16 protein-coding genes are annotated in these 18229 nt (G+C 71.1%); 10 read left to right on the top strand and 6 right to left on the bottom strand.

The annotated features are described in order from the left end of the window. The first annotated feature begins 23 nt into the window (after nucleotides 1-23). The gene (locus ACZ4EG_RS33160; RefSeq protein ID WP_467793257.1) at nucleotides 24-3155 is read left to right on the top strand and encodes a tetratricopeptide repeat protein; all 3132 of its coding nucleotides are present in this window, start codon (nucleotides 24-26) and stop codon (nucleotides 3153-3155) included. A 115-nt stretch (nucleotides 3156-3270) separates the two neighbouring features. On the opposite strand, the gene ACZ4EG_RS33155 is transcribed toward ACZ4EG_RS33160, so the two are convergent. The 4 genes from ACZ4EG_RS33155 to ACZ4EG_RS33140 all read right to left on the bottom strand — a co-directional run bounded on the left by ACZ4EG_RS33155 (nucleotide 3271) and on the right by ACZ4EG_RS33140 (nucleotide 6096). Beyond that, nucleotides 3271-3474 (bottom strand): hypothetical protein, encoded by a 204-nt coding sequence (locus ACZ4EG_RS33155; protein WP_467793256.1) that lies wholly within the window; start codon nucleotides 3472-3474, stop codon nucleotides 3271-3273. Nucleotides 3475-3935: 461 nt separating this feature from the next. Further along, nucleotides 3936-4676, bottom strand: a complete 741-nt coding sequence (locus ACZ4EG_RS33150; RefSeq protein ID WP_467793255.1) for a VOC family protein — start codon at nucleotides 4674-4676, stop codon at nucleotides 3936-3938. A gap of 64 nt (nucleotides 4677-4740) precedes the next feature. Then, nucleotides 4741-5685: a M56 family metallopeptidase gene (locus tag ACZ4EG_RS33145; protein WP_467793254.1), complete on the bottom strand. Its 945-nt coding sequence runs from the start codon at nucleotides 5683-5685 to the stop codon at nucleotides 4741-4743. Between the two features lie 21 nt (nucleotides 5686-5706). After that, nucleotides 5707-6096 carry a BlaI/MecI/CopY family transcriptional regulator gene (locus ACZ4EG_RS33140; protein ID WP_467793253.1) on the bottom strand — a complete coding sequence of 130 codons (390 nt, stop codon included), beginning with the start codon at nucleotides 6094-6096 and terminating at the stop codon, nucleotides 5707-5709. Between the two features lie 128 nt (nucleotides 6097-6224). Between ACZ4EG_RS33140 and ACZ4EG_RS33135 the strand changes: the two genes are divergently transcribed. The 7 genes from ACZ4EG_RS33135 to ACZ4EG_RS33105 all read left to right on the top strand — a co-directional run bounded on the left by ACZ4EG_RS33135 (nucleotide 6225) and on the right by ACZ4EG_RS33105 (nucleotide 13677). Then, nucleotides 6225-6881, top strand: coding sequence for a DedA family protein (locus ACZ4EG_RS33135; protein ID WP_467793252.1), 657 nt, complete (start codon nucleotides 6225-6227; stop codon nucleotides 6879-6881). After that, nucleotides 6878-8095, top strand: coding sequence for a glycosyltransferase family 4 protein (locus ACZ4EG_RS33130; protein WP_467793251.1), 1218 nt, complete (start codon nucleotides 6878-6880; stop codon nucleotides 8093-8095). The genes ACZ4EG_RS33135 and ACZ4EG_RS33130 overlap by 4 nt, the downstream gene beginning before the upstream one ends. Before the next feature lie 88 nt (nucleotides 8096-8183). Beyond that, nucleotides 8184-9020 (top strand): undecaprenyl-diphosphate phosphatase, encoded by an 837-nt coding sequence (locus ACZ4EG_RS33125; RefSeq protein WP_467793250.1) that lies wholly within the window; start codon nucleotides 8184-8186, stop codon nucleotides 9018-9020. Then, nucleotides 9017-10504 carry a hypothetical protein gene (locus ACZ4EG_RS33120; RefSeq protein WP_467793249.1) on the top strand — a complete coding sequence of 496 codons (1488 nt, stop codon included), beginning with the start codon at nucleotides 9017-9019 and terminating at the stop codon, nucleotides 10502-10504. Before ACZ4EG_RS33125 ends, ACZ4EG_RS33120 begins: the two co-directional genes overlap by 4 nt. Before the next feature lie 113 nt (nucleotides 10505-10617). Continuing rightward, nucleotides 10618-11334 carry a response regulator gene (locus ACZ4EG_RS33115; RefSeq protein ID WP_467793248.1) on the top strand — a complete coding sequence of 239 codons (717 nt, stop codon included), beginning with the start codon at nucleotides 10618-10620 and terminating at the stop codon, nucleotides 11332-11334. Then, nucleotides 11334-12470, top strand: coding sequence for a sensor histidine kinase (locus tag ACZ4EG_RS33110; protein ID WP_467793247.1), 1137 nt, complete (start codon nucleotides 11334-11336; stop codon nucleotides 12468-12470). Before ACZ4EG_RS33115 ends, ACZ4EG_RS33110 begins: the two co-directional genes overlap by 1 nt. 223 nt (nucleotides 12471-12693) lie before the next feature. Beyond that, nucleotides 12694-13677, top strand: coding sequence for a YVTN family beta-propeller repeat protein (locus ACZ4EG_RS33105; RefSeq protein ID WP_467793246.1), 984 nt, complete (start codon nucleotides 12694-12696; stop codon nucleotides 13675-13677). A 97-nt stretch (nucleotides 13678-13774) separates the two neighbouring features. Here the strand turns inward: ACZ4EG_RS33105 and ACZ4EG_RS33100 are convergent, their stop codons facing one another. After that, the gene (locus ACZ4EG_RS33100; protein ID WP_467793245.1) at nucleotides 13775-14041 is read right to left on the bottom strand and encodes a polysaccharide deacetylase family protein; all 267 of its coding nucleotides are present in this window, start codon (nucleotides 14039-14041) and stop codon (nucleotides 13775-13777) included. Between the two features lie 524 nt (nucleotides 14042-14565). Between ACZ4EG_RS33100 and ACZ4EG_RS33095 the strand changes: the two genes are divergently transcribed. Beyond that, nucleotides 14566-15102: a hypothetical protein gene (locus ACZ4EG_RS33095; protein ID WP_467793244.1), complete on the top strand. Its 537-nt coding sequence runs from the start codon at nucleotides 14566-14568 to the stop codon at nucleotides 15100-15102. A 575-nt stretch (nucleotides 15103-15677) separates the two neighbouring features. Here ACZ4EG_RS33095 and ACZ4EG_RS33090 read toward each other — a convergent pair. Next, the gene (locus ACZ4EG_RS33090; RefSeq protein WP_453552900.1) at nucleotides 15678-16595 is read right to left on the bottom strand and encodes an aminoglycoside phosphotransferase family protein; all 918 of its coding nucleotides are present in this window, start codon (nucleotides 16593-16595) and stop codon (nucleotides 15678-15680) included. Nucleotides 16596-16759: 164 nt separating this feature from the next. Here ACZ4EG_RS33090 and ACZ4EG_RS33085 point away from each other — a divergent pair, with 164 nt between their 5' ends. Then, on the top strand, nucleotides 16760-18211 hold the full coding sequence (locus ACZ4EG_RS33085) for an amidase (RefSeq protein WP_467793243.1): 1452 nt from the start codon (nucleotides 16760-16762) through the stop codon (nucleotides 18209-18211). Nucleotides 18212-18229 lie beyond the last annotated feature (18 nt).

Raw genomic sequence — 18229 nt, 5'->3', positions numbered from 1 at the left:
CGAAACGTCCGTCAGGGGGACCGATGCACCGTCAGCGAGTGGTGGCCGTGGAGGGTGGCGAGCGGGGCTCGGGGTACGTGATCGCGCCCGGACTGGTGCTGACCTCGGCACACGTCGTCCCGGACGCTGCGGAGATCGAGGTGTTCAGGCCGGGCGACGGGGCCAGATGCCGGGCCGCCGTGATCTGGCGCGGCACCCCGGGCGGCCGGGACGACGCCGCCCTGCTGTCCGTCACCGATCCGGCCTGGGTGCAGCCGGAGGGCGCCGCGCCCGGCTGGGGGCGGCTGGTGACCGACCGGCCCGGTACGCCCTGTGAGTTCGCCGGGACGCCGGAGGCCATCCAGCGTCCCGACCGTCCCCGCGAGGTGTGGCAGGCGACCGGCACCCTGAACCCCCTGACCGGCCGCGCCGACAACCGGCACGTCGTCACCCTGCGCGAGGTCCCCGCGCCGACGGCCGACGGCACATCGCCCTGGGGAGGCATGTCCGGGGCCGCGGTCTTCAGCGGCGGCCTGCTCACCGGGGTGATCGCCGCCGACCTCGCCGGGTTCGGACACGCCGGCCTCGGCGTCGTACCCGCCTACGTCCTCCACCACGACCCGGCCTTCAGGGCGGCCCTGGCCGAGCATGGCGCGGCCCGGGACGGCGGGGAGCCGCTGGAGCCCGTGGAGTGGCGGCATCTGGCCGACACCAACGACACCCGCCCCACGGCGGGCCTCCTGGCATCCCCCGCCGTGCTGTTGCGGGCCCGGCGCGCTGTGGTGCCGTTCCGGGGCCGGGAGGGCTTGCTGAGACGCATGCGCGCCTGGTGCGACGAGCCGGGCTTCGGCGTCTGGCTGGTGCACGGTCCGGCCGGACAGGGCAAGACCCGTCTGGCCCATCAGCTCGCCACCGGACTCGAACAGGGTGCGCCCCGGTGGGCCACGCTGTGGCTGCGCGCCGACGCCCCCGCCGCGGACCTGGCCGTACTGGCGTCGGCCGCGGTCCCCACACTGCTGGTGGTCGACTACGCCGAGACACGCCCCGGCCAAATGTCCGCTCTGCTGCGGGCATTGGCCGGCAACAGCGGCGCGGTCCGCATCAAGCTGGTCCTGCTGGCCCGGACCGCCGAGGACTGGTGGAACGACCTGCGCGACGGCACCTTCGAGGCCGAGGATCTGCTGGGTGGGGCCCCGGTGACCGCGCTGAAGCCGCTGGAGCCCGAAGTCGGCGACCGTGAGGCGGCCTACCGCGAGGCGACAAACGGCTTCGCCGCCGAGTTACGGCATGTGCGGCACTGGCAGGATCATCCCTGGTCCGCGCTGGCCGCGAGCCTGTCCGTGCCGGCGCTGGGCGGGCCCGGCCTGGCGAGCGCTCTCACCCTGCACATGACTGTCCTGGCCGACCTCCTCGACGCGGCCACCGGCACGGGCCCCGAGGCCCCGCACACCGCCGACCACCCGGACACGCCGGACGCCCGCGCCACCGCCACCGCCACCGCCACAGGCACCGGCACCGGCACCGGCACCGGCACCGAGACCGTCGAGGACCGGTTGCTGGGCCACGAGCGCCGCTACTGGACGGCCGCCGCGACCGCCCACCACCTCCACCCGCAGCTCACCATGAACACCCTCGTCGACGCCCTGGCCGCGGCGTTCCTGTTCGGGGCCGACGACGGGGACGAGGCGGACGCGCTCTTGGCGAGGGTGCCGAACCTGTCCGACCAGCCCCGCGACCGACGGGGCGCCGTGCGCGCCTGGATCCGCGCCCTGTACCCGCCGGACGACGCCCGTGTGTGGGACGGCCTCCAACCCGACCGGCTCGCCGAGCGCTTCCTCGGCCGCCATCTGCACCGCCATCCGCGTCTGCCGGAGAGTCTGCTGCCCGGCTCCGGACCGGCCCAGGCGACCCGGCTGCTCACCGTCCTCACCCGGGCAGCCGCCCAGCCGGACCTCCGCGACCGGCTCGGCTCCGATCTGACCGCGCTGTGCGCCGCGCACCCCGGTCTGCTCGCCGCGCCGGCCGTAGAGGTCGCCACCCGTACCGAGAACCCGCAGCCGCTGGTCGAGGCCCTGCGCCGTGTCGCCGACGACCCGGCCACCCCCGGCGCCCTCCTGGAGGACCTGGCCGACCGTCTGCCGCAGAATAGCCACAACCTCGCGGACGTCGCCGCCCAGTTGCTGCTGCGGCTGGTACAACACCACCGTGACCACGCCGACGGCCCCGACCGGCCGGCCGCCCTCGCGCGCGCTCTGGACCGCACCTCGTACCGGCTCGGAGCGCTGCGCCGGTACGAGGAGGGACTGAACGCCAGCCGGGAGGCCGTGGCCATCTGGCGCGAGCTGCGCGCGCGGCAGTCGCCTCCCGCGCTTGAGGACCGGGCCCACCTCGCGGAGAGCGTCAACGGCCTGAGCCTGCGCCTGTCCGCGCTGGGACAGCGGGAGGAGTCGCTGACCGCCATCCAGGAAGCCGTGGAGATCCGCGAGGAACTGGCCGCCGAACGGCCCGACCTCTACCGCGACGATCTCGCCAAGAGCCTCAACAACCTCTCGCTCCGCTTGGGGGAGCTTGCGCGGACGGCGGAGGCGCTGAGCGCGGTGCGCGAAGCGGTCGCGATCCGCCGCGAGTTGGTTGCCGTCCAGCCGGAGCGGCACCGGTTCGCTCTCTCCGTCAACCTGACCAATCTGTCGACCCGCCTGGTGTCCGCGGACTGTCACGAGGAAGCGTTGGCCGCCTCGGAGGAGGCCGTGGAGATCCGGCGCCGGCTCGCCGACAGCGTTCCGGACGCCGCTCTCCCCGCCCTGGCCTTCAGCCTCAACAACCTGGCCGTCCGACGGGGGAAGGCGAACCGCCGTGAAGAGGCCCTCGAAGCGATCACCGAGGCGGTGGCGATCCGGCGCCGCCTGGCCGCCGTCCGACCCACCGTCCACGAGCCACACCTCGCCACCTGTCTGAGCAACCTTTCGACCCGGCTGTCTGCTTTGGGCCGCGACGAGGAAGCGGTGACTGCCGTCACCGAGGCCGTCATCATCCGGCGCCGCCTGGCCGCCGACCAGCCCGGCACCTACCTCCCCGCCCTCGCCAAGGCCTTGCGCAAGCAGGCGCGCCGCCTGGCCACGCTCGGGCGCGACGAAGAGGCGGCGGCAGCAGCGGCCGAGGCAGCCGCACTCGGGTAGCCCGATGGCCTGGATCGGCAATCAGTGACTGCGGTTGGCGGGCTGGGCGCACTGCGGACGATGCGGTGCCGGCGACATGCTTCCCTCGTCGAGCAGGGCATGGAGAAGATCAGCGTCAGGGGCTGCCCTCCTCCCGCATCTGACGAAATACGTCGAGCCAGGCCATGGCCTCCCTGAATTGCCGCAAGGCGTTGTCGAACAGCGCAGGGTGCGCCTGAGCCAGCACACTGTAATGGCTGACCGCTTCCGCAATCGCGGCCGTGGCATCGTCCCACGGCCCCAGAGCACGCAGATAGTTGGGCAGGCGGTGCAACGACATGGCGAGACAGCAAGTGGGCGTCGGGACGGGCGGCGGCCAGCACACGGTAATGGCCGACCGCTTCCTTGATCGCGACCAACCCCTCCTCCCAATGCCCCACGTCACCCAGCCGGATGGAGAGGTTCAGCACCGACTGGGCAAGGTCGGGCAAGTAGGCGTCGGGATCAGCCTCAGCCAGCACACGCCGAATGCCGACCGCCTCCTCGATCGCAGCCAACCCCTCTTCCCGCCGCGCCAGCGCACCCAGCCCAATGGAGAGGTTCAGCAACGACTGGACTCCCTGTCGCCGAACGTGTCCTCGTCCTGGTAGGTGTACTCGCTGAGATCTTCGTAGAACACCCGCACATCATCGCCGCACGGTGCGTGAACTGCGTTTTGCTGAACGTCGGCAGCGACGCCGGCCCCTGCCTGCCGCCGGAATCGGCAGAGACTCCGCAGCCCGACCCACCCGGGGTCGTGGCTCATGAGCCGGCGAGGACGCAGAACTCGTGGCCCTCCGGGTCGGCCAGGCACGTCCAGGGGACGTCGCCCTGGCCGAGGTCGAGGTCGGTGGCGCCGAGGGCCCGCAGCCGGGCCACCTCCGCTGCTTTGTCGTCACCGGGGTAGGGCAGCAGGTCAAGATGGATGCGGTCCGGCACGGTCTTCACGCCCGGCGTGCGGAGGAACTCGAGATACGGGCCGACACCCTTGGCGGAGCGCAGCACCGCTTGATCATCGGTCACCTCGTGCAGGGTCCAGTCCATCGCCTCACCCCAGAACCGGGCCATGGCCCGCGGATCCGCGCAGTCGACCACCACCGCGGCGATCGGCCCGGTGTCCCGGTAGACCTCCCGAGGCTCCAGCACGCAGAACTCGTTGCCCTCCGGATCGGCGAGGACCGTCCACGGCACGTCGCCCTGGCCCACGTGGGCCGGCGTCGCACCGAGAGCCGTCAGGCGCGCGACCAGCTCCGCCTGATGGGCGGCAGAGGTGGTGGCGAGGTCGAGGTGCACACGGTTCTTCGGTGTTGTCTTGGGTTCCGGGACGGGAACGACGTCGATGCCGACGGCGACGGGGTCCGGCCAGACGAGGCCGCCGGCGGGTCCGACGTAGGTGGTCACGCCCGGACTGTAGGCACTCCAGCCGAGCGCCTGGGCCCAGAACCGGCCGACGGCCGATGGATCAAGAGCCTTGATGTTCACCATCACAGGTCGCAGTGCCATACCGGCGATCCTATGCGCCCGCTCTGCAACGACACCCGTGGCTGCAATCCGACGCGTTGAGAAGTCACGACCAGGCGCCGATGGTCCGCAACAGCAGGTGGAAGTCGTGGGCGGCCTCGGCGGTGGAGAGCGTCGCGGCGGTCAGGACGGCTGCGGTTGCCGCGGTGAGGGCCGGATGGCGCCCCAGCGGCGGCGCGAGGAGTGCGGCGACGCGACGGGGCACCGGGCCGGCAGAAGCGAGGGGGCTGCGGCGGCCGAGGATGCCGAGGGCGGCACCGGTGGTGCGGGCGCGGGCCGGGGCGCGGTGGGCGGCGAGGGCCGCCTTGCCGACGGTACGGGCGACACGGGTGCGGTCGCCGGTGGCGGTGGCCGCGTTCTCGTCGGCCCAGCGCTCGATGGTGTACGTGGCGGCGGTGGCGAGGGGGCGCAGCAGCGGGTTGGCGGCGGCGCCGAGCTGGGTGAGGGCGACGAAGGCGTAGTGGTGGGCGGTGAGGTGCGCGCGTTCGTGGGCGAGCAGGACGTCGTACTCGGACTCGTCCAGGGTGTGCAGCATGCCGGTGGAAACGACGACCCGGCCGGGCAGCCCGGGGACGGCGAAGGCGTCGGGGGTGTCGTCGTCGACGACGACCAGGCCGTCGCGTGCGGGCATGCAGGCGGCCTCCCATGCGGCGGTGGCCAGTGAGCGGGCGCGTCGCCACACCATCCGGGCGGCCATGAGCACGGCGCCGCCGAGCAGCAGGCCGGCCATCAGCGAAACGGACAGTTCGGCGGGGTCGTCGTGCCGTGCCGTCTGCGCCGACCAATGCCCCAGAGCCGCAAGTTGCGGGATGCGGACCAGGCCGGCCACGGCGAGCAGGCCCAGGGAGATGGTGGTCGCCGCGCCCAGGACCAGGGCCGAGGCGGCGAGCAGCCAGGTGGCAAGGCGGGGCTCGCAGCGTTCGGCCAGCGGGCGGGCCCCGAGCGGGGCGATGAGCGAGAGCAGCAGCGGCAGATAGACGGCGACATGCATCCGGGCGGCCCCTTCCTGTTCCTACTGTCCGGGGTGCTGGTCGGGGCCGAGCAGCTGGCGCAGCAGGTCGGCGTCCGTGTTGGACAGCCCGTCGGCGAAGCGGGCGAGGACCGCCTCGCGGTCGGGACGTTCCTCCAGAACGGTGCGCATACGGCGGGCGGCGAAGCCGGCGTCGTCGGTGACGGGGGCGTAGGCGTACGCCCTGCCGCGCGGGGCGCGGGTGAGCAGGCCCTTGGTGTGCATGCGGGTCAGGATCGTCACCACGCTGCTGTACGTCAGCTCTCCCCCGAGCCGCTCGGCGACCTCTCCGGGAGTCAGCGCTGCCTCGGCGAGCTGGAGCAGGTCGAGGATTTCCGCCTCGCGGGCACCGTTGGCCCGTTTCGGGCCGCGTTCGTGTGTGTCGGCTCCCATGGGGTTTGTCGTTCTCCCGCTCTTCTTCTACAGTCGTGTAGAACTTCTACGGCCGTGTAAATGCTGCCGTGGTCCGAGTGTGCCATGCGTCCGTGCCCGAGGACAGCACAGGCCGGAAAGGTTCCCAGGTGCAGCAAGCCCTCGATCCGCTGGATGCCACCTCACTCCTCACGGCACTCGGCACCGCGGGCGTCTTCCTGGTGCTGTTCGCCGAGACCGGGCTGCTGATCGGTTTCTTCCTGCCCGGCGACTCACTGCTGTGCACGGCCGGTCTGCTGTGCGCGACCACGCAGAACGGTGTGCATCTCTCGCTGCCCGCCGTGCCGGCCGCCGCGGCGGCCGGGGCGCTGCTCGGTGCCCAGGTCGGCCACCTGCCCGGCCGCCGCGCCGGCCGGGCGTTCGTGGCCCGCACCCGCAACCGCCACCTGGCGAACGGCGTGACGCGGGCCGAGGAGCTGTTGTCCCGGCACGGCCACGGCAAGGCGTTCGTGCTGGCCCGGTTCATCCCGGTGGTGCGCACCGTGCTCAACCCGCTCGCCGGGATCGTGGGCGTGCCCACCCGCACCCTCGCGCTGTGGCAGGTCACCGGCGGACTGGTGTGGACGCTGGGGCTGGTGCTGGGCGGATACGCCTTCGGGTCGAGCATCCCGAATGTCGACCGCTGTCTGCTGCCCCTGGCCGGGGTGATCGTCGGCGTCTCCCTGCTGCCGTCAGCCCTGGAAATCGTCAGGTCCCGCCGTCGTACCCGCACCGTCGTGGAGCCGACCCCGGGGAGCTCCGAGTGAAGATCACCTTCCTGATCCACAACGTGTACGGGATCGGCGGCACCATCCGCACCACACTCAATCTCGCCGCCGCGCTCGCCGACCGGCACGAGGTGACCGTCGTCTCGATGCTGCGTCACCGCACCCGTCCGCGGTTCGCCGTCGATCCGCGGGTGACGGTGGTGCCACTTGTCGACATACGTGACAACAGCACCGATGCGACGGACCCGCTGCTGCACCGGCCGGCCGAGGTCTTCCCCACCGCCGAGAAGCGGTACAGGCAGTACAGCCGCCTGACCGACCAGCGGGCCGAGCAGTATGTGCGGGCCTGTGACGCGGACGTGATCATCGGTACCCGGCCGGGTGTCAACGTGTACCTGGCCCGATTCGCCCCGCCCCACGCCCTGCGCATCGCGCAGGAACACCTCACCCACGACAGCCACAGCACGAAGCTGCGCGCCCAACTCGCCCGCCACTACCGGCGCCTGGACGCCGTGGTCACCACGACCGAGGCGGATGCCGCCGTCTACCGGGCGAAGATGCGCCTGCCGGGGGTCAGGGTCCTGGCGATCCCGAACGGTGTGCCCGACCTCGGCCTTCCGGCCGCGGACAGCAGTGCCAAGGTCATCGCCGCGGCCGGACGTCTGGCCCGCGGCAAGCGGTTCGACCTGCTCATCGAGGCGTTCGCCGAGGTCGCCGCCGAGCACCCGGACTGGACCCTGCGCATCTACGGCGCCGGAACCGACAAGAGCCGCCTGCAACAACTGATCGACGACCATGAGCTGGGAGGCCGGGCGGTGCTGATGGGCGTGGCCTCGCCCATCGAGGCCGAGTTCGCCAAGGCGTCCATCGTCGCCTCCGCCTCCGATGCCGAGTCCTTCGGCATGACCCTGGTCGAGGCCATGCGGTGCGGCGCCCCGGTCGTCGCCACCGACTGCCCCCTGGGCCCCGCCGAGATCATCCACGACGGCGTCGACGGCCGCCTCGTCCCCGTGGGCGACCGGCAGGCACTGGCCACCGCGCTGCTCGACCTGATCGCCGACGAGCCCGACCGCCGCCGCATGGGCCGAGCCGCCCGGCGCGCTGCTCACCGCTTCGACCCCGCGCGGATCGCCCGGCTCTACGAGGACCTGTTCGCCGACCTCACCGCCACCCGCGCCTCCCGCGGCCGGCAACGCACCAGGGCCAATTGGCGCGGCCGGGCAGGCCGGGCCCTGCGCAGACTGCGCCGCTGACGCCGCACCCGCCCGTGCCACAGCTCCGCCGCTGTGCCGATCACCGACACCTCTACCCCGCCCACCAGAGATACAGAAAAGGACCCCGATGAGTGCCATCAGCCTCGGTCAGGCCGTCGTCCTCGGCATAGTCGAGGGGGTGACCGAGTTCCTGCCCGTCTCCTCCACCGGCCATCTGAAGATCACCGAGGGGCTGATGGGCATCCCGGTCGACGACACCTCCGTGGTCGGCTTCACCGCCGTCATCCAGGTCGGCGCGATCGCCGCCGTGCTCTTCTACTTCTTCAAGGACATCGTGCGGATCGTCTCCGCATGGGGCCGCGGCATCGTCCACCGCGAGGAGCGGCATCACCACGACTACAAGTTCGCCTGGTGGGTCATCTACGCCACGATCCCGATCGTGGCCGTCGGCCTGGTGGCCAAGCCTCTCATCGAGGGCGCGCTGGCCTCGCTGTGGGTGGTCGCGGGCTCGCTGATCGTCGGGTCGGGTGTGATGTGGGCGGCCGACCAGATGGGCCGGCACAAGCGCGGCGAGGACGACACCACGCTGAAGGACGCGATGCTGGTGGGCAGTTCGCAGATCCTCGCACTGCTCTTTCCCGGCTTCTCCCGCTCCGGCGCCACGATGTCCACGGCCCTGATCCTGGACCTGGACCGCGTGGCGGCCACCCGTCTGTCGTTCTTCCTCGGCATTCCGGCTCTGACCGGCGCGGGCCTGTACGAGCTGAAGGACGCCGTGGGCGCGGGGGTCGGTGTCGCGCCGCTGGCCGTGGGCACCGCCGTGTCCTTCGTGGTGGCGTACGGCTCGATCGCCTGGTTGCTGAAGTTCGTGGCGAAGCACTCCTTCAACGCGTTCGTGGTCTACCGGATCGTGGTCGGGGTGGCGCTGCTGGGCCTGCTGGCCACCGGTGCGCTGAGCGCATGACCCCGTCGGCCGCCGCCGCGCCGCCCCCGACGGCCCGGTTCCGGGCCCCGGGCGGCGTCCCGTGGCTGGCACTGGTGGCGCTCGCCTACGCAGGGGTGCAGTTCGCGCTCGTCGTCCCGCACCTGGGGCTCGGCTGGGACGAGGCGGTGTACGTCTCCCAGGTCGACCCGCGCCACCCGGCCGCGTACTTCAGCGCACCTCGCTCACGAGGCATCAGCTTCCTCACCGCACCCGTGCTCGCCGTCACCGGATCCACCACCGCGCTCCGGATCGTGCTGGCACTGCTGTCCGCCGCCGCCCTCTACGCCGCCTACCGCACCTGGCGGCCGTTGCTCGGCCCGGGCCGGACCGCCCTGGCGGCGCTGCTGTTCGCCGGCCTGTGGACCACCGCGTTGTACGGGCCGCTGGCCATGCCCAATCTGTGGGTGGCCCTGTCGGCGGTGGCGGCGGTCGGCTGGTTCCTACGTGCCGCACCGACCGGGGCACGACGGCCGACGCTGCCCGGCCTGGGCGCCACGGTCGCGGCCGCCACTCTGTTCCGCTTCTCCGACGGCATCTGGCTCGCCCTGCCGCTCCTCGCCGCGTGTGCGCTCGTCCCGGCCTGGCGGCGTCCGTCACCCGCGCTCGCGGTGGTCGGTGGGCTCGTCGTCGGCGGGGCGGAATGGGTCGTCGAGGCATACGTCCGCTGGGGCGGCATCGGCGCCCGGCTGCACGCGGCCAGCGGCACGGAGGGCGGCATGCGGATGCAGTGGGCGGGCGGCCTGGCCTGGCGCAGCCTCAACGGCCCCTTGCTGTGCCGCCCCTGCCACGTCCCGCTCACCCGGCCCGAACTCACCCTGTGGTGGCTCGCCCTGCCCGCCCTCGCCCTCACCGCCTGCGTCGTCGCCCGGCGTACGGGCAAGGGCCGACCGACAGTCACCCTGCTGCCCGTCGCCTGCGCCGCCGCGCTGAGCGTCCCCTATCTCCTGCTCATCGGCTACTCCGCCCCGCGCTTCCTGCTGCCCACCTACGCCCTGCTCTCCCTGCCGCTCGCCACGCTCGGCGCACACGCCGTGGAAGCCCTCCACCGACCCCGCACCCGTACCCTCGCCACAGGCCTGCTCGGTGGGCTCCTCGCCCTGCACCTGTCGGCCCAGTTCGCGATCCTGCATCACCAGGCGGCCGACGCCCGTGCCCTCTCCGACCGGTACCGAGCCGCCGCCCAAGACCTGCGCCGACTCGGCCTCACCGCACCCTGCCTGGTCAGCGGCAAACACGCCCCGCCCATCGGCTACTACGCCGACTGCGCCTCGGCCAACGTCGGCGGCAACAACCGCAACACCACCGTGCGTGCCCTGGTACACCGCGCCGAGCGCGTACCCACCGCCGCGCTGGTCAGGAGAGGATCCCGCCCGCCCCACTACGCCCGCGGCTGGACGGCCCAGCCCCTGCCGGGAACGGGTCTCACCGCCTACGTTCACCCAACCGTACGAGGCCCGATGTAACGCCCGCCGCATTCCAAGAGGGCCGTTCGGCCCATGGTCAAGGCCCTTGGTGCCCATGCGCGATTTCCCTTGCGCGAGGAAGCGTGGAGGTCTCCGGAGGAGGAAGGACCTAGATGACAGACGGCTCTGTAGCAGCGGGCACCCGGCGGGCTCTGGTGGTCGACGACGAGGTGGAGCTGGGCCGCTTGGTCGGCGACTACCTGACCCGCGAAGGGTTCGCCGTGGACGTCGTACCCACCGGTGCGGACGCCTTGGCGTCGGCCCGGTCCACAGAACCCGACGTCGTGGTGCTCGACCTGATGATGCCGGGCATCGACGGTGTAGAGGTGTGCCGGCAGCTGCGCACCTTCACCGACGCATACGTGATCATGCTGACCGCCCGTGCGGACGAGGTCGACAAGCTCGTGGGCCTGTCCGTCGGCGCCGACGACTACGTGACCAAGCCGTTCAGCCCCAGGGAACTGGTCGCCCGGGTCAAGGCGATGCTGCGCCGGCCGCGGGGCGGGCAGCCGATGCCGGGGCAGGAGCCGGTTCGCCGCTTCGGCGACCTGGCCGTCGATCCGGAGGCGCGGGAGGTCACCCTCGTCGGCCGTCCGGTGGAGTTGACCCGGTTGGAGTTCGACCTGCTCGACGCGCTGTCGTCCCGCCCGCGTCTGGCGTTCAGCCGACGGCAGCTGATCGACCGGGTCTGGGGACCGGAGTGGGGTGGTGACGAGCACATCGTGGACGTCCACGTCGCGCGACTGCGCCGCAAGCTCGGAGACGACCCGGCCGTCTCACGCTTCTTGCTCACCGTGCGCGGGGTGGGCTATCGGATGGGCACCGGCTGATGACCTGGGGCCCCGGCCTCACGGCGCGGCTGGTGATGGCTCAGTTGCTCGTGGTGCTCGTCGGCCTGGCCACTCTTTCCGCCGTGGCCTTCGCCGTCGGCCCGCCCTTGCTCAGGCGCCACCTGCGCAGCGCGATGGGGGCGGTGTCTCCCCCGCTGTCCCGGCATCTGCAGGATGCGTTCCTGGCCGCGGGCGGCATCGCTCTCGGCATCGGCATCGCGGCATTCCTGGCCGCTGCCGTCGCCGCTGCCGTACTCATCACACGACGGCTGTCCCGTCCCATCCATGAGCTGGCCGACGCGGCTGACCGCGTCACCGCCGGCGACTACACCGCGCGCCTTGGACCGACGCTCCTCGGCCCTGAGTTTGAGACTCTCACCAGCGCCTTCAACACCATGGCCGACGCTCTGGAGAACACCGAGCGCACCCGGCGCCGACTGCTCGGCGATGTCGCCCACGAACTGCGCACCCCGCTCGCGACCATCGAGGCGTACCTGGAGGGCCTCGCCGACGGGGTGCGCATGCTCGACGAGCACACCCTGGATGTCCTTGGCGCGCAGGCCACCAGGCTGCACCGGCTCGTCGAGGACATCTCGCTGGTTTCCCGCGCCGAGGAACACCGGCTCGGCCTGACCCGGGCCACCCTCCCGGTGGACCGGCCGGCCGACGCAGCCGCGACCGCGGTCAGCCCCGGCTTCCAGGCCAAGGGCGTGGACCTGCGGGTCACGGTCACCCCCGGCACACCACCGGTCGACGCGGACCGGGACCGGCTGGTCCAGGTGCTGGTCAACCTGCTGACCAACGCCCTACGCCACACCCCGGCGGGCGGGCAAGTCACCCTCGCCGCCGAGCCCGCCGACCGGGGCGTCGTGATCAGCGTCGCCGACACCGGCGAGGGCATCGCTCCGAAACACCTGCCACACGTCTTTGAACGCTTCTACCGGGCCGACGCGGCCCGCGACCGGGAGCACGGCGGCACGGGCATCGGCCTGGCCATCGCTCGTGCCCTCGTCCACGCACACGGCGGCAGCATCACCGCGAGCAGCGACGGACCGGGCAAGGGGGCCGTGTTCCGTATCGGCCTTCCGGCAGCGAGCGATCGCCACGACCTTCAGGGAAGCAACGTCGAAGCTTGACGGAATCGTCATGATTCGCCGGAACCATCGGATCTGGTCGCTGAACACAGTTACGAGAGGTCAGCCCGTGAGGAAATCCCGTGTCTTTCTGACAGCCGCAGCCGTCGGCCTGTCCGCCGCCACTATCGTCCTGGTGCTACCGGAGCAGTCGCAGGGGCCCGGCCGATCGCCTGCGGCCGAACTGGCTGCCGCGCACCGGGGGATGGTGACCGGAACCGTTTGGGTGGCCAACGAGGAAGGGGCCAGTCTGACCGCGATCGACGCCTCGACGAACCGGGTGACCGCCACGGTGAAGGGAATCGCCGGTCCCCACAATGTGCAGGCCGCCCCGGACGGTCGCACCGTATGGGCGGTCAGTGAACCGGCGAACCTGGTGGTGAAGCTGGATGGCTCCCGCTACTCGCTCCTCGGCACGGCCGCGACTGGCCAAATGCCCGCCCACGTCATCCTCGGCACGAACGGCAAACAGGCCTATGTGTCCAACGCCGGAGACGGCTCGGTCTCCGTCTTCGACGCCAAGTCACTGTCCCGCGGCGGAGGAATCACCGTCGACAAGGGCCCGCACGGGATGCGGCCCAGTCCCGACGGGCGGTGGGTGTACACCGCGAACATGGTCGCCGGCACCGTCAGCGTGCTCGACACCGCCAAGGACCGCCAGGTGGCAAGCATCCCGGTGGGAGCCTCTCCGGTACAGGTTGCCTTCCAACCGGACGGCCGGTACGCCTACGTCACACTCGGAGGCGAGAACGCGGTCGCGAAGATCGATGTCGCCAAGCGCACGGTCGTGGCCAAGGTTTTCTCCGGCCCGCATCCCGCCCAGATCTACGTGAGCCCTGACGGCCGCTATCTCCTGGCCGCCAACCAGGGTACGGAGGCGCAACCGGGCAAGACGGTCTCGATCATCGACACGGCGACGTTCACCGTGGTGGCCAGGCCGACCGTGGGCAAGGGCCCGCACGGCATCACCGTCGACGCAACCAGCAGGCACGCCTTCATCACCAACGTCTACGAAGACGACGTAGCCGTGTTGGACCTCGCTGCGCTCAAGGTGGTCGCCCGCATTCCGGTCGGTGACGCCCCCAACGGCATCTCCTTCACATCGCGAGCCCCGGTCGTGCCCGAAAACCCGGAGACCACGGTGTCTCTGCCCCATGCCGCCATGTCGGAGGACGAGTCGTCCCACGGGGGCATGGCCCACCAACACTGAGACCGCCCGGCCGGCGCGGTGAGCCCTTCCTGATCTCGACCCACAAAGCCCGAGGGGCGCGGGAGGCACGCTCAGTTGTGCCTGTTGAGGCCGGCGGTCAGGCGAGCCGCAGTCGACGGTCGGTGTGATGGTCGGGGATGCCGTGCTCGTGGAGGGGCCCGACCTGCCAGCCGCGTGCCCGGCAGGCGTCGAGGATGCGGGGCACCGCGCGGAGGGTGGTGCGCCAGGAGTCGGTGGCGGAGGTGCAGTCGGAGTCGTGGAGCAGGATGGTGCCGCCGCCGCGCAGGTCCCGTAGGACGGTGTCGTGAACCGAGTGGGAAGTGGCACGCTTGCGCCAGTCCTCGCCCCAGCAGGTCCACAGCATCGAGGTCAACCCGAGGCGGCGGCAGGCCAGAGCGGGGAGCTGGAGGGCGAGGTGCTGGCGGCCCTGTGGGCGGCCGGTGAGCCGGGCGCTGGCTGGCCACCGGCAGCCCGGACGGCGAACGCCTCCAGCGAGGTCAGGTGGTGTGCGGGCGCAACCAGGCCCTGGCCGAGCAACTGCGCCAGGACGGGATCGAGCAGGCCCGGACCCACTGCCCGTCACGCGGACACCTCCTTCTGCTCGACCCCACCTCCGCCCGACAGGGCTCTCTCCGGCCGGTCCAAACTACTACGAGACGTAGAAGGGTGAAGACCGTCAGATTCGAGGCGGGGCCGCGCCGGGTCTGACGCCGGCCGGCCAGTCACCGCCTCAGTCAACCTCTGCGACTAAAGGGACATAACACTCAAAAACCCCTCGGGTCGCACCGCCCAAAGGTCCTTCACAGGGATTCGCCAATCCCTCGCGTCACCGGATGACTACTGTACGAACACACCGCGTTTGCCCACGGCCACCCGAGGAGGAATCCTGTGTCATCGCCCTGCGACCCCCAGTACGCCCCCGCCGGCGATGTGGGCGCAGCCCTCATGATGATCGACTCTCGGCTCAAAGCCGTCTACGACCACAAGACCCAGACCGACGCCGAACAACAAGCGCTGACCGACCAATTCGCCGCGTCCCTGGGTCCCGGCGGAATCGATGACATGCTGGACGGCACGTGCACACTCATCTACATGTTCATGCAGTGGCTGCGGATGGCCTACGAGGACCACGGCAAGGATGTCATCGAGTGCGTGGTGCCCAATCTCGTGGCCTCAATGCGCATGATGCCCAGGAGCGTCCATCCCGAGGCCATCCCCACCATGGCCGGCCTGCTCATCGCTGCAGGCACCGGCCTGAGCCCCAGCCTGTGGCGCAAGCAGTACGGATACTGGACCAAGGACGAGTTGACCCCCCTGGAAGCCACCACCTTCCTGCTCGCGGAGCACATCAACCGACTCACCGACGACCGCGACTTCGCCACCCGCCTGATCACCGAAGCCCTGTCCAGCGCAGACGAAGACTGACGTGCGCGCCCGTGCGCCGCTGATGGTGGGCCTGCCTGCCGGCGGCTCAGCGCGGCGGTGCCCGCGAGGTCGCCCTTACCCGCCAATACCGGAACGCGGAGACGGCGGCGTTGTTCGCCGACTCGGTGTCGTTCTCAGTCCCGCACCCGCCGGGCATTCCGTGGGTACCGGAGGTCGACTCGGCGGAGGGTATGCGGACGTTCTTCGAGCTGCTGCAGACCATGTGCAAGCCAAGGAGTTCGACCTCCGCCAAGTCATCGCCGAGGGCGACGATGCAGTGCTCAAAGGCCTACTTCGAGGACTGATCGTCCAGCACGCTCGCTCAGCTTGCCTTTCAACCTCTGGCCTCGAACGTCGCATCGCACGCGCTCACTCGTCCGGGATTCGCCGGGCCGGCGTCGCCAGAGGCGTGAGACGGGCCGCACCTCGTGATGCCGGCTCCGGGACGCGGTCCGCCTCGAGATGCTCGGCCGGATGGGACCGGACCGGGTCGAGGAGGAACTCCCCATCATCCAGGGCACGTTGATGCGTGCCACCCGCCGCGACGTCTCGTAACCTCTCGCCGGTGTGCTTGATCACTGGTGAACCGATGCGGTGAGGCGTTGCAGTGCGGCGTGGGCGGGTGGGCCCCAGGTGGGCTTGCCTCCGGGGCGGCCGTGGACGCCGGCGTGTCCGATGTGGATGCAGGAGAGGGCGCGCAGCACCGCCCAGCCGCGGGCGCGGCGTAGGGTCGCGGCGTCCGGACTTGGCTGGTAGGTCTCGTGGAAGCGGTCAACTGCGCCGTCCGGCAACAGGATCCAAGCGGCGGCGAGGTCGCAGGCCGGGTCGCCGGCGAAGAGGTCGCCGAAGTCGATCACCCCGGAGAAGGTGCCGTTCGTGGTCAGGATGTTGGCTGGATGCAGGTCGCCGTGGAGCCAGAGACGTGGGCCTGTCCAGTCCGGCGCTGCGGCGGCATCTTCCCAGACCGCGCGGACGGCGTCCGGGTCGTGAATCAGCCCCAGTTCGGTGGCCGAGGCAAGCCCTTGGGCGAAGTGTTCGGCCGTGTCGGCCAGCGGGTCACCGCGGTCCCGGCCTGCCGGCGCCCCGTCGGGGGCGGGGCGGTGAAGAGCGGTCAGGAAGTCGGCCAGGGTGACGGCTGCCTCCACGGCGCGCGTAGCGGGGGCACGGTCGGCGGGCTCGCCCGGCACCCAGGTGGTGACGAGCCAGGGCCGCGGAAACCGTTCGGAGGGCTCACCGAGACGCTGCGGGACGGGGATCCGCAGAGGAAGATGCGGGGCGAGGAGGGGCAGCCAGGCGTGTTCCTTGCGCAGCAGCGCGTCCGCGGACTGAGTCGCCCAGGGCAACCGGACGGCGAGGTCGTCGCCCAGCCGCCACACTTGATTGTCCCAGCCGAGCGCTCCGAGCTTCAGGGGGCGATCCGCCAGGTCGGGGTGCTGCTCGCGCAGCAGGTCCCGGATCAAGTCTTCGGTGATGTCCATCTCGGTGGCCGTCATGTGGAGCGACGGTAGTCGGGTAGCGGCCTGCACAGCGGATGCCCGTGAACGATCGCCCAGGTGCTCGACGAACCCTCCACCCGAGATTTTCACCAACGACGCTGAACCCCGTTGTGCGAAACGGCATTTCATGACCTGTTCCAGAGGCCGATACGGTCGGATTCATGGAGTGGAATTTTCTGACGGCCGAAGAGCTCGCGGCTGCGTTACGTGCCGGCGAAGTGACCTCGGCGGAACTGACCGACGCCGCGATCGCCCGTATTGAGCAGGACGACAAGGCGATCAACGCGATCTGCGTGCCGGACTTCGACCGTGCACGGGCCGCCGCGCGCGGTGCCGACCAGGCGCGCGCCCGCGGTGAGGACCGGCCGCTGCTCGGCATTCCGGTAACGGTCAAAGAGTCCTACAACATCGCCGGGCTACCCACGACCTGGGGCATACCGCTGCACCGGAACTACGTGCCGGCCGAGGACGCGGTGCAGGTGTCGCGGCTCAGGGCCGCAGGCGCGGTGGTGCTCGGTAAGACCAACGTGCCCTTGGGGCTGCAAGATGTGCAGAGCTTCAACGAGATCTACGGCACCACCAATAACCCATGGGATCACGCTCGCACGCCGGGTGGATCCTCCGGCGGATCAGCGGCGGCCCTCGCAGCCGGATTCGGCGCGCTGTCCATCGGCTCCGACATGGCCGGTTCGTTGCGCACCCCCGCACACTTCTGCGGTGTCTACGCACACAAGCCGACGCTCGGGCTGGCGGCGAACCGCGGCATGGTCGTGCCGAGTGCGCCGGCCTTGCCGACCGAACCTGACCTCGCCGTCGTCGGTCCGATGGCGCGCACTGCCCGCGACCTCACGCTCCTGCTCGACGTCATGGCCGGACCGGACCCGCTGACGCTCGGTGTGGCGCACGAGTTGAGGCTGCCGCCCGCGCGCCACGAGCGGCTCTGCGACTTCCGGGTCTTGGTCCTCGACATGCATCCGTTCATTGCGACCGGGTCCGCTGTGCGGGCGGGCGTGAGCCGGGTGGCCGACGCGCTCGTCGACGGCGGCGCCCGCGTCGAACGGCGCAGTCCGCTGCTGCCCGATCTGGCCGAAGCCGCGCTGATCTACACGCAGTTGCTGTTCTCGGGATCCGCCGCGCATTTTCCCGTCGAAGCGTACGAACTATTGCGGAGCCGCGCCGCCGGACTGAGCGCAGACGACCAGAGCCTCGATGCGGCACGGCTGCGCGGCATGGTGCTCAGCCACCGCGACTGGATCGAGGCGAACAGCCGTCGCGAGCTCCACCGCCACGGCTGGCGGCAGCTCTTCGCCGAGTTCGACGCCGTGGTGTGTCCGATCACGCCCACTCCCGCGTTCCCGCACGACCACAACCCCGATCCGAGGGAACGCCGGATCGACATCGACGGCGTCGAGTACCCGTACTTCGACCAACTGGTTTGGGCCGGTCTGGCCACCATGCCCGGCCTACCCGCCACCGCCATACCAGCGAGCCGGTCCCCAGAGGGTCTGCCGGTGGGAGTGCAGCTCATAGGTCCGATGTTCGAGGACCGCACCCCGCTGCGGCTGGCCGAACTGCTCGAGCAGAAGATCGGCGGCTTCCAGGCACCGAAGTAGGACGCACTACTACGAGTC

This window comes from Streptomyces sp. NPDC025638 (genome assembly GCF_055558775.1).
The sequence above is the reverse complement of the archived record's forward strand: the minus strand, read 5'-3'. Positions and strand labels throughout refer to the sequence as shown.

Bases quoted from the DNA above. Each gene is read 5' to 3' on its own strand.
- ACZ4EG_RS33160 (WP_467793257.1), top strand. From the start codon at position 24: ATGCACCGTCAGCGAGTGGTGGCCGTGGAGGGTGGCGAGCGGGGCTCG.
- ACZ4EG_RS33085 (WP_467793243.1), top strand. From the start codon at position 16,760: ATGGAGTGGAATTTTCTGACGGCCGAAGAGCTCGCGGCTGCGTTACGT.
- ACZ4EG_RS33145 (WP_467793254.1), bottom strand. From the start codon at position 5,685: ATGCATGTCGCCGTCTATCTGCCGCTGCTGCTCTCGCTCATCGCCCCG.
- ACZ4EG_RS33115 (WP_467793248.1), top strand. From the start codon at position 10,618: ATGACAGACGGCTCTGTAGCAGCGGGCACCCGGCGGGCTCTGGTGGTC.
- ACZ4EG_RS33090 (WP_453552900.1), bottom strand. From the start codon at position 16,595: ATGACGGCCACCGAGATGGACATCACCGAAGACTTGATCCGGGACCTG.
- ACZ4EG_RS33110 (WP_467793247.1), top strand. From the start codon at position 11,334: ATGACCTGGGGCCCCGGCCTCACGGCGCGGCTGGTGATGGCTCAGTTG.
- ACZ4EG_RS33140 (WP_467793253.1), bottom strand. From the start codon at position 6,096: ATGGGAGCCGACACACACGAACGCGGCCCGAAACGGGCCAACGGTGCC.
- ACZ4EG_RS33125 (WP_467793250.1), top strand. From the start codon at position 8,184: ATGAGTGCCATCAGCCTCGGTCAGGCCGTCGTCCTCGGCATAGTCGAG.
- ACZ4EG_RS33155 (WP_467793256.1), bottom strand. From the start codon at position 3,474: ATGTCGTTGCACCGCCTGCCCAACTATCTGCGTGCTCTGGGGCCGTGG.
- ACZ4EG_RS33120 (WP_467793249.1), top strand. From the start codon at position 9,017: ATGACCCCGTCGGCCGCCGCCGCGCCGCCCCCGACGGCCCGGTTCCGG.
- ACZ4EG_RS33150 (WP_467793255.1), bottom strand. From the start codon at position 4,676: ATGGCACTGCGACCTGTGATGGTGAACATCAAGGCTCTTGATCCATCG.
- ACZ4EG_RS33100 (WP_467793245.1), bottom strand. From the start codon at position 14,041: ATGCTGTGGACCTGCTGGGGCGAGGACTGGCGCAAGCGTGCCACTTCC.